The sequence below is a fragment of the Veillonella intestinalis genome (genome assembly GCF_943193155.1).
Classification (GTDB): domain Bacteria; phylum Bacillota; class Negativicutes; order Veillonellales; family Veillonellaceae; genus Veillonella_A; species Veillonella_A intestinalis.
In genome coordinates this window covers 300462-308666 of the sequence record NZ_CALPDB010000003.1, presented here as the reverse complement: position 1 = coordinate 308666, position 8205 = coordinate 300462, and the positions used below count along the sequence as shown (strand labels likewise).

3 protein-coding genes and 1 rRNA gene are annotated in these 8205 nt (G+C 39.8%); all 4 read right to left on the bottom strand.

From position 1 onward, the window contains the following. Positions 1–354: ribosomal RNA gene (locus NFR44_RS05315) — 16S ribosomal RNA — on the bottom strand; the annotation flags it as partial. A gap of 713 nt (positions 355–1067) precedes the next feature. Beyond that, positions 1068–2213: an efflux RND transporter periplasmic adaptor subunit gene (locus tag NFR44_RS05310; RefSeq protein ID WP_251441674.1), complete on the bottom strand. Its 1146-nt coding sequence runs from the start codon at positions 2211–2213 to the stop codon at positions 1068–1070. A 37-nt stretch (positions 2214–2250) separates the two neighbouring features. Next, positions 2251–2868, bottom strand: a complete 618-nt coding sequence (locus NFR44_RS05305) for a TPR end-of-group domain-containing protein (RefSeq protein WP_251441673.1) — start codon at positions 2866–2868, stop codon at positions 2251–2253. A 364-nt stretch (positions 2869–3232) separates the two neighbouring features. Further along, positions 3233–7831 carry a glutamate synthase large subunit gene (gene gltB / locus NFR44_RS05300; RefSeq protein ID WP_251441672.1) on the bottom strand — a complete coding sequence of 1533 codons (4599 nt, stop codon included), beginning with the start codon at positions 7829–7831 and terminating at the stop codon, positions 3233–3235. Positions 7832–8205: the final 374 nt, after the last annotated feature.

Here is an 8205-nt window from a genome sequence, read left to right as displayed (position 1 = left end):
GGGCCGTGTCTCAGTCCCAATGTGGCCGTTCATCCTCTCAGACCGGCTACTGATCATTGCCTTGGTGGGCCGTTACCCCTCCAACTAGCTAATCAGACGCAACCCCCTCCTTCAGCGATAGCTTATATATAGAGGCCACCTTTCATTAAGTTCCGATGCCGGAACTCAATCGTACGCGGTATTAGCAACGGTTTCCCGTTGTTATCCCCCTCTGAAGGGCAGGTTGGTTACGCGTTACTCACCCGTTCGCCACTAAGATTGATAGAAGCAAGCTTCCATCGCTCTCCGTTCGACTTGCATGTGTTAAGCACGCCGCCAGCGTTCGTCCTGAGCCAGGATCAAACTCTCCAAGATATCTTGGAGCTATTTGCTAGCTCGTTTTCGTTGTTGTTAGCTTAACCGAAGTTATCTAACTTAGAATTTATTTGGTTAGTTTCAACGTCGTTGAAACCCGCACTCTGGCTATGTTCATTTCGTTAGAAATGATTACCTTACATTGTTCAGTTTTCAAAGATCTGCTACCAAACAAAACTTGCAACCTCTGCATATTTCGTTTGCATTTTCTTCACCGTCATCGCTGACGGTTTTTATATTGTAACACCATCGATACATTCTGTCAATAACTTTTTTACAAGATTTTGACGAACTTGAAATAAATCAGTTACAACTGGCAACACAATTCAATGCACTCAGAATTTAATTGCATCCTATTGCAGTGAAAGTGTCTTTGCCTTCACCCTCTGGATACCTCATAATTAGTACCCTCAAGTGACGACTTGACTATCTTACCAAAGTAGTCCATAAACGTCAAGCCCTTTTTTCAATTTTTCAAAATATACCACAGCAAAAATAAAAAGCTGCTGAGCATCAGTCTACTATACTAACTGCTCAACAGCTCTACATAATTACCATTCAATTATTTTTGATGACTATTCAGTCACTTCATAAATTCTATTCAATCGCTACTTAAATTCTATATTAAGTGCAGTTCAATTTAAGCACAGCTCAATTTCTTCTTAACTACGCCTTAAGCGCCACTTCTTAACTACGTCTTAAGCTCTAATAGTTTAATAGGTAACTTGTTCACCTAATTCAAATTCACCTTTTGAGGTAATAATACGTTCCCCTTTACTCAAGCCCATAACAATCGCTGTATACTCATCAACAGTTGCACTCGTTTCAACAACACGCACATCTACCGTATTATTAGCCGTTACTACATATACAAACTTGCCATCTTTATTTTCATGAACTGCTTCCTTAGGTACAGCTAAAACTGGTGCCGTCGCAGCAGATTCAATCACCAATGTATAGAATTCGCCTGGTTTAATCACATCATCCGTATTAGCAAACGTAGCTTTTACTAACACACTCGGTGTTCCTGCTGGCGCATTTGTATCTACATAGGTTAATTCACCAGGAATTTCTTTATCATCCACCTTTAAATATACTTTTAAAGTACTTTTAATAGCTGGATCCGCTAATTTCAAAGCAAAGCTCTGAGGAATGCTCAACGAAGCCACTACAGGTGAACTTTGCTGAATTAACATAAAAGGACGACCTTCAATCGCTACTTTTCGATCTTCATTATAAATAGCCGCCACACGACCATTCATAGGTGAAATAATTTGAGATTGCGCAATCTGCGTTTGTAATTGAGCAATAGCCGCTTGGATGCCGGCTACTTCTAAGCCATCACCAGTTGCCACATAGCCGCCCCCACTAGTTACTACAGTCGCTTGCGAACGCTGCACAATTGTCTGGTATTCTTTTTCAGTAATAATACCATTCATCATCATTTCGTGAGCACGATTTACATCAGCAGCCGAAACAGCGCCTGGCACAACCGTCGTTTCTTGCGGCACAGCTTGTATACCTGCACCACTTTGTCGTTCTCCTAGTTCCTGAATTAATTGGTTCAACTGTGTTTGCAAGTTACTCGTGTCTAACATAGCCACCACTTGTCCTTGTTTCACTTCATCGCCTACTTTTACGGCCATAGTGCTTACTTGCCCTGACACAGTAGGTTCAATTGTTACTTTATTCAAAGCCGTAATATTAGCATCATTACTAATCTTAACGGGCATTTCTTTTGTATCAACTTCTGCAGTCGTAACTTTAGTTGGTCCAAAGCAACCACTTAGAAGCATCATCATTAGCATAATTACAGGAATAATAGACCAACGAATACTTCGTTGCTGCTGTTTTGTCATGCCTGCGCCTCCACTCTATAAAACTCCATAAATTTATCTACTTAACAATGGCTTCAAAGGTTTGGTTACCATGAAACCGCACAAAATGGTCTTGCGTACGCGCTACCTCTTTCACCACGCTATCTAAGGAAACCGCTTTACGTAACCAATCTAAAGCCTCTGCGTCCTTTCCTTGATCAGCATAAATCGTAGCAATGCCATAAGCAGACCAAGTATTATGAGGGTCTTTTGCCAATACCTTTTCAAACCACTCTTTTGCTTCTTCTAACTTTCCATCTAACTTATATAACATGGCCATATTATAATAATTGCTTACATTATTTGGATTAATTTCATAGGCTTTTTTAGTAAATTCTAGCCCCGTCACGGCCTCGCCATTCAATCCCATAGCCATGCCTTTAATGGAATAGGCCTCATCTGAGTTAGGATAGGTCGCTAAAATCTCATCCGCTTTAGCAATAGCCTTAGTGTATTCATTTTGCTGTAATAAATACGTAGCTTCTTGAATAGATTCTACAGGCTTCGCCTCAGTAGCCACCGTCGTATTAGGTGTTATCATTTTGGCCGTTGCACTAGGCTCACTATTATGACTACAACCACTTAAAATAAATGCCAATCCCAAAGCAATTATTCCTATTGTATACTTTGCCTTCACGGTATACTCCTTTGCCGTTCCCCTTACGTAAACAGTCTTTTAATTTATACCCTATTCCTTATACCTACATAACGTACTATTAATTTAGAATAAGCTAACTATTAATTACTACTTAACTACTTAAATGTAGACTCCCGCACTCTGCAAAGTTGACCTACACACTTAATTTATCACTTCTCTTATTGCTATTTTATTATATACTATTTCCAAAAAATTCGAAATATTTTAACTACGAAAAACAGCGATTAACGCAAAATGAGCCCGATTGCAAGAGTTTTTCTATTCCTCTTGCAACATTCGGACTCATATATAATCGTCATACCATTACAAATTTTGAACCTATTTTAAAAACTTCACAATTCGTTTATTTTATATGGTGTGTATCTTTGAAGGCTTGCAATTGTGCTTCCGCTTCACTCATCCCCTTTGCTTCATACAAAGCAATCGCTTGTTTCATAGCTTCATAAGCAGTAGGTACAATTTTGGTAAAACGCTGAGCAAAGTTCTGCCAATTATCTAAGATATGTCGACCTTTACGACTGTTAGTATGTAAAACATGGGCCTCTACCAACGATTTAATTCGTTCTAAATCATCCCCTCCAGCAGGTCTTGCTTCGACTAAACTCATATTGCATTTTCGCACATCAAAATCTAGAATATACGCATAACCACCAGACATACCAGCCCCAAAATTACGACCAGTTTTGCCAAGCACAAGAATTTCACCACCAGTCATATATTCGCAGCCATGGTCACCTACGCCCTCTACAACAGCGGTAATGCCACTATTACGCACTGCAAAACGTTCTCCAGCGCAACCACTAATATAAGCCTCACCCGCCGTAGCACCATAAAAAGCTACATTACCAATAATGACATTTTGATCCGCTTCAAACAAAGCACCCCTTGGCGGATATACAGTAATCACACCACCAGATAAACCTTTACCTAAATAGTCATTCGCATCGCCTTCCAATTCCATAGTCATCCCCTTAGGAATAAATGCACCAAAACTTTGACCGGCACTACCGACAAAATTAAGTTTAATCGTATTAGGCGCTAATCCATTGGCCCCATAGCGTTTTGTAATTTCACTACCTACAATAGTGCCTACAACACGATGCGTATTATTAATAGCTAATTTAGCGCGGATTGGTTTTTGTTCTTCAATGGCAGGGCGACACATGCGCAATAATTTACCTTCATCTAGCGTTTTGGCTAATTCATGGTCTTGTTCATGTTGATGATAGTGACCTACAGAAATATCCGTATATGGCCTAAATAAAATACGTTTTAAATCGACACGAGATAATTTGTAATTATCCTCTACTACCTTTTGACGTAATAAATCAACACGACCTACCATATCCTGAACTGTACGAATTCCTAAACGAGCCATAATTTCACGGAGTTCACGAGCTAAAAATAGCATAAGATTTTCTACATATTCTGGCTTTCCTTTAAAATTCTTACGCAAATTTTCATCTTGAGTGGCTACACCATACGGGCATGTATTTAAATTGCATACACGCGCCATTTTACAGCCCACAGCAATTAATGGTAAGGTACCAAAACCAAACATTTCTGCCCCCAACAAGGCAGCTACAGCCACATCAAAACCTGTCATAAGTTTACTATCCACTTCAAGCACAATGCGATCGCGCAAACGGTTTAACAATAAAGTTTGATGCGTTTCAGCTAAACCTAATTCCCAAGGAGCCCCTGTATGACGCATACCAGTGCGACCAGCCGCGCCAGTACCACCATCATAGCCACAAATCAAGATATTATCAGCCTTGGCTTTGGCTACCCCAGCGGCAATCGTACCAACACCAGCTTCAGCGGCTAATTTCACACTAATACGAGCCTGACGATTTGCATTTTTCAAATCAAAAATCAATTCTGCTAAATCTTCAATCGAATAAATATCATGATGAGGTGGTGGCGATACTAATTCCACGCCCGGTGTAGAATGACGGGCTTTCCCAATAGGAGGATATACTTTCTTACCTGGCAATTGTCCACCTTCGCCAGGCTTAGCCCCTTGGGCGCATTTTATTTGTAACTCTTTAGCATGTACTAAATATTCAGAGGTAACACCAAAACGCCCTGAAGCAATTTGCTTAATTTCACTACATAAGTTATCCCCATTCGGCAACAAAGTATAGCGACTTGCATCTTCGCCGCCTTCGCCAGAATTACTCATTGTACCTAAGCGATTCATAGCAATAGCAATTGTTTCATGAGCCTCCTTACTAATGGCACCATAACTCATAGCCCCACCTTTAAAGCGTTTCACAATCGACTCAACAGGCTCTACTTCTTCAATCGCAATACCGCCACCTACGGGATAATTAAAATCTAGTAAACTACGCAATGTAACATGATAATCATGGCGAATACCCTCTGCATATTCTTTATACAGCTCATAATTATTGTCCATACAAGCACGCTGTAATAAATCAATAGTCTTAGGATTATATAAATGAGGTTCTCCATCTTTCATAGGACCATAAAAACCACCAGCTTCAAGCGTTGTTGCCTTAGCTTCAAAAGCGCGTTCGTGCCGTGCCAAAGCTTCACGAGCCACACCTTCTGTACCAATACCGCCAATACGAGTTGGCGTATTTACAAAATATTTATCAATAAAATCACTATTAAGACCAATGGCTTCAAAAATTTGTGCCCCATGATAACTGCGCACGGTCGAAATCCCCATTTTTGACATAACTTTTAAAATACCACTTACCGCCGCCTTAATATAATTCTGTTCTGCTGCTTCTGCTGTTATTTGGCCTAAACGCCCTTCTTTTTGTAAGGACGTAATTGTTTCAAAAGCAATATATGGATTAATTGCAGTCACACCATAGCCAATCAATGTACAAAAATGATGGACTTCACGCGGTTCCCCTGATTCTAAAACAAGTCCAATGTCCGTACGCAATACCTTCTTAATTAAATGATTGTGCACCGCTGCTACAGCTAACAACGCTGGAATTGGCGCATGAGTCGCATCTACACCGCGATCTGACAGAATAAGAACATTATGATCTGAACGAGCCGCCTCTTCAGCTTTAGAACATAATTCGTCCAAGGCTTGGCGCATACCTTGACTTCCTTCTGCCGGATTAAACAAGATAGACAAAGTTGTACTTTTCATGCGGCGGCAATCTAACTGTTTAATAGCTGCAAATTCCTTATTTGTTAAAATAGGGCGATCTAAGGATACACAGTAAGTTCCACTTTTATGCGGGTCCATCATATTGCCACTATTGCCAAACATAACCCCTGTAGACGTTACCATTTCCTCACGAATAGCATCAATCGGTGGATTGGTAACCTGTGCAAATAATTGCTTAAAGTAACTGTAAAGTAGCTGTGGCTTGTCTGACAAAATTGCCAAAGGTGCATCAGCCCCCATCGCCCCTACAGGATCTTTTCCATCTTTTGCCATAGGTTGAAGCATACGCACTAAATCTTCTTGCGTATATCCAAATACTTGTTGTTGCTCTTGTAAATTAGTAACTACTGGCAAATCTTCTTCATTAGCAGGTGCAATATCTTCTAAGTGAATAATATGTTCTTTCACCCATTCTCCATAAGGCTGCTCAGTAGCAATGCGATGCTTGATTTCTTCATCTGACACAATACGTTGTTCTTTTGTATCAACAAGTAACATTTTACCTGGCTCTAAACGACCTTTGTAGCGAATATTCTCAGCCGACTCATTCACCACCCCAACTTCAGAAGCCATAATAAGACGATCATCACTAGTAATATAGTATCGCGACGGACGTAACCCATTGCGGTCCAATACACCACCTACTACAACCCCATCTGTAAAACCCATCGCAGCTGGGCCATCCCAAGGCTCCATCATAAAACTATTAAATTCATAGAAATCGCGCTTTTCTTGACTCATAAGGGGATTCTTTTCCCAAGGTTCAGGAATCATCATCATCATGGCATGAGGTAAACTACGACCTGTCATATAAAGAAATTCCAGCGTATTATCAAACATAGCTGAGTCTGAGCCAGTATCATCCACTACAGGAAATACCTTCTTGATTTGTGGAAAATATTCTGAATTAGCCTTGCCTTCACGAGCATTAATCCAATTAATATTGCCTCTAATCGTATTAATTTCACCATTGTGCACAATAAAACGATTAGGATGCGCTCGTGCCCAACTTGGAAATGTATTCGTGCTAAAACGAGAATGCACCATAGCTAACGCTGATGTAAAATCTAAATCAGCTAAATCTAAATAAAAGTCACGCAATTGTTTTGGCGTGAGCATTCCTTTATAAACAATGGTCTTAGCCGATAAAGAAGCAATATAAAAATCGCCACTTTCCGCTTTACTTAAAGGAATAATCTTTTTTTCAGCTTCTTTACGAATGACATATAAAATGCGTTCAAATTCTTCATCATTCATTATATTATCGCCTTTACCTATAAATATTTGAATGAACCAAGGGCGAATAGCCGCTGCTTCAGCACCTACGGCATGCGAATCTACTGGTACTTCACGCCACCCCAAGACAACTTGCCCTTCTGTTTTTACAATCTCTTCTAAAATAGCCTTCTGCTTATTCCGCAATGTTTCATAGGGATGTGCAAAAATCATACCTACCCCATAGCTTCCTACAGGGGGCAATGAAAAGCCTAATACTTCACATTCTCGTTGAAAAAAATTATGTGGAATTTGTACTATAATACCTGCCCCATCACCCGATGAAGCATCGGCACCACGAGCCCCTCTATGTTCTAGCCGCTCTAAAATGCGCAAGCCATCATCAATAATATCGTGAGATTTTCGACCTTTAATATCAACTACAAACCCCATACCACAAGCATCTTTTTCATAGGCTGAATGATATAGCCCCTTTGCTTGCCACTGTGACTGCTCCTGCTGCTGAATTTCAATTTGCGTTTTCCCTACTACCTGTGATTGTCCCATAAACCCCGGCTCCTTCCAAGCTACTACTCTCTCTTTACCTAACCTAATGTTGGCTCAATTTCATAGGATAAACATCTATACCTTAGTTGCATATACCCTACAAAATTTCCATCTCTTTAAATTCTATAGAAAATAGATTGTTTATATTATAAACCCCATTCTCAAAAATTGCATATAGAAAATACAGATATATAAGGTGCAATAAACTCATGTATACAAGGTACTAACAAATACAAAAAGGACTTCTTACCTAGGTAAGAAGTCCTAAATTCACTACAACAATCCTCAAAATTAAGTTACCAATTTATATTTTTATGTTATATCGATGTATAAAAATACATCAATAAATCTATGCGCCAAAGATATTCATCAAG

Bases quoted from the DNA above. Each gene is read 5' to 3' on its own strand.
- NFR44_RS05310 (WP_251441674.1), bottom strand. From the start codon at position 2,213: ATGACAAAACAGCAGCAACGAAGTATTCGTTGGTCTATTATTCCTGTA.
- gltB (WP_251441672.1), bottom strand. From the start codon at position 7,831: ATGGGACAATCACAGGTAGTAGGGAAAACGCAAATTGAAATTCAGCAG.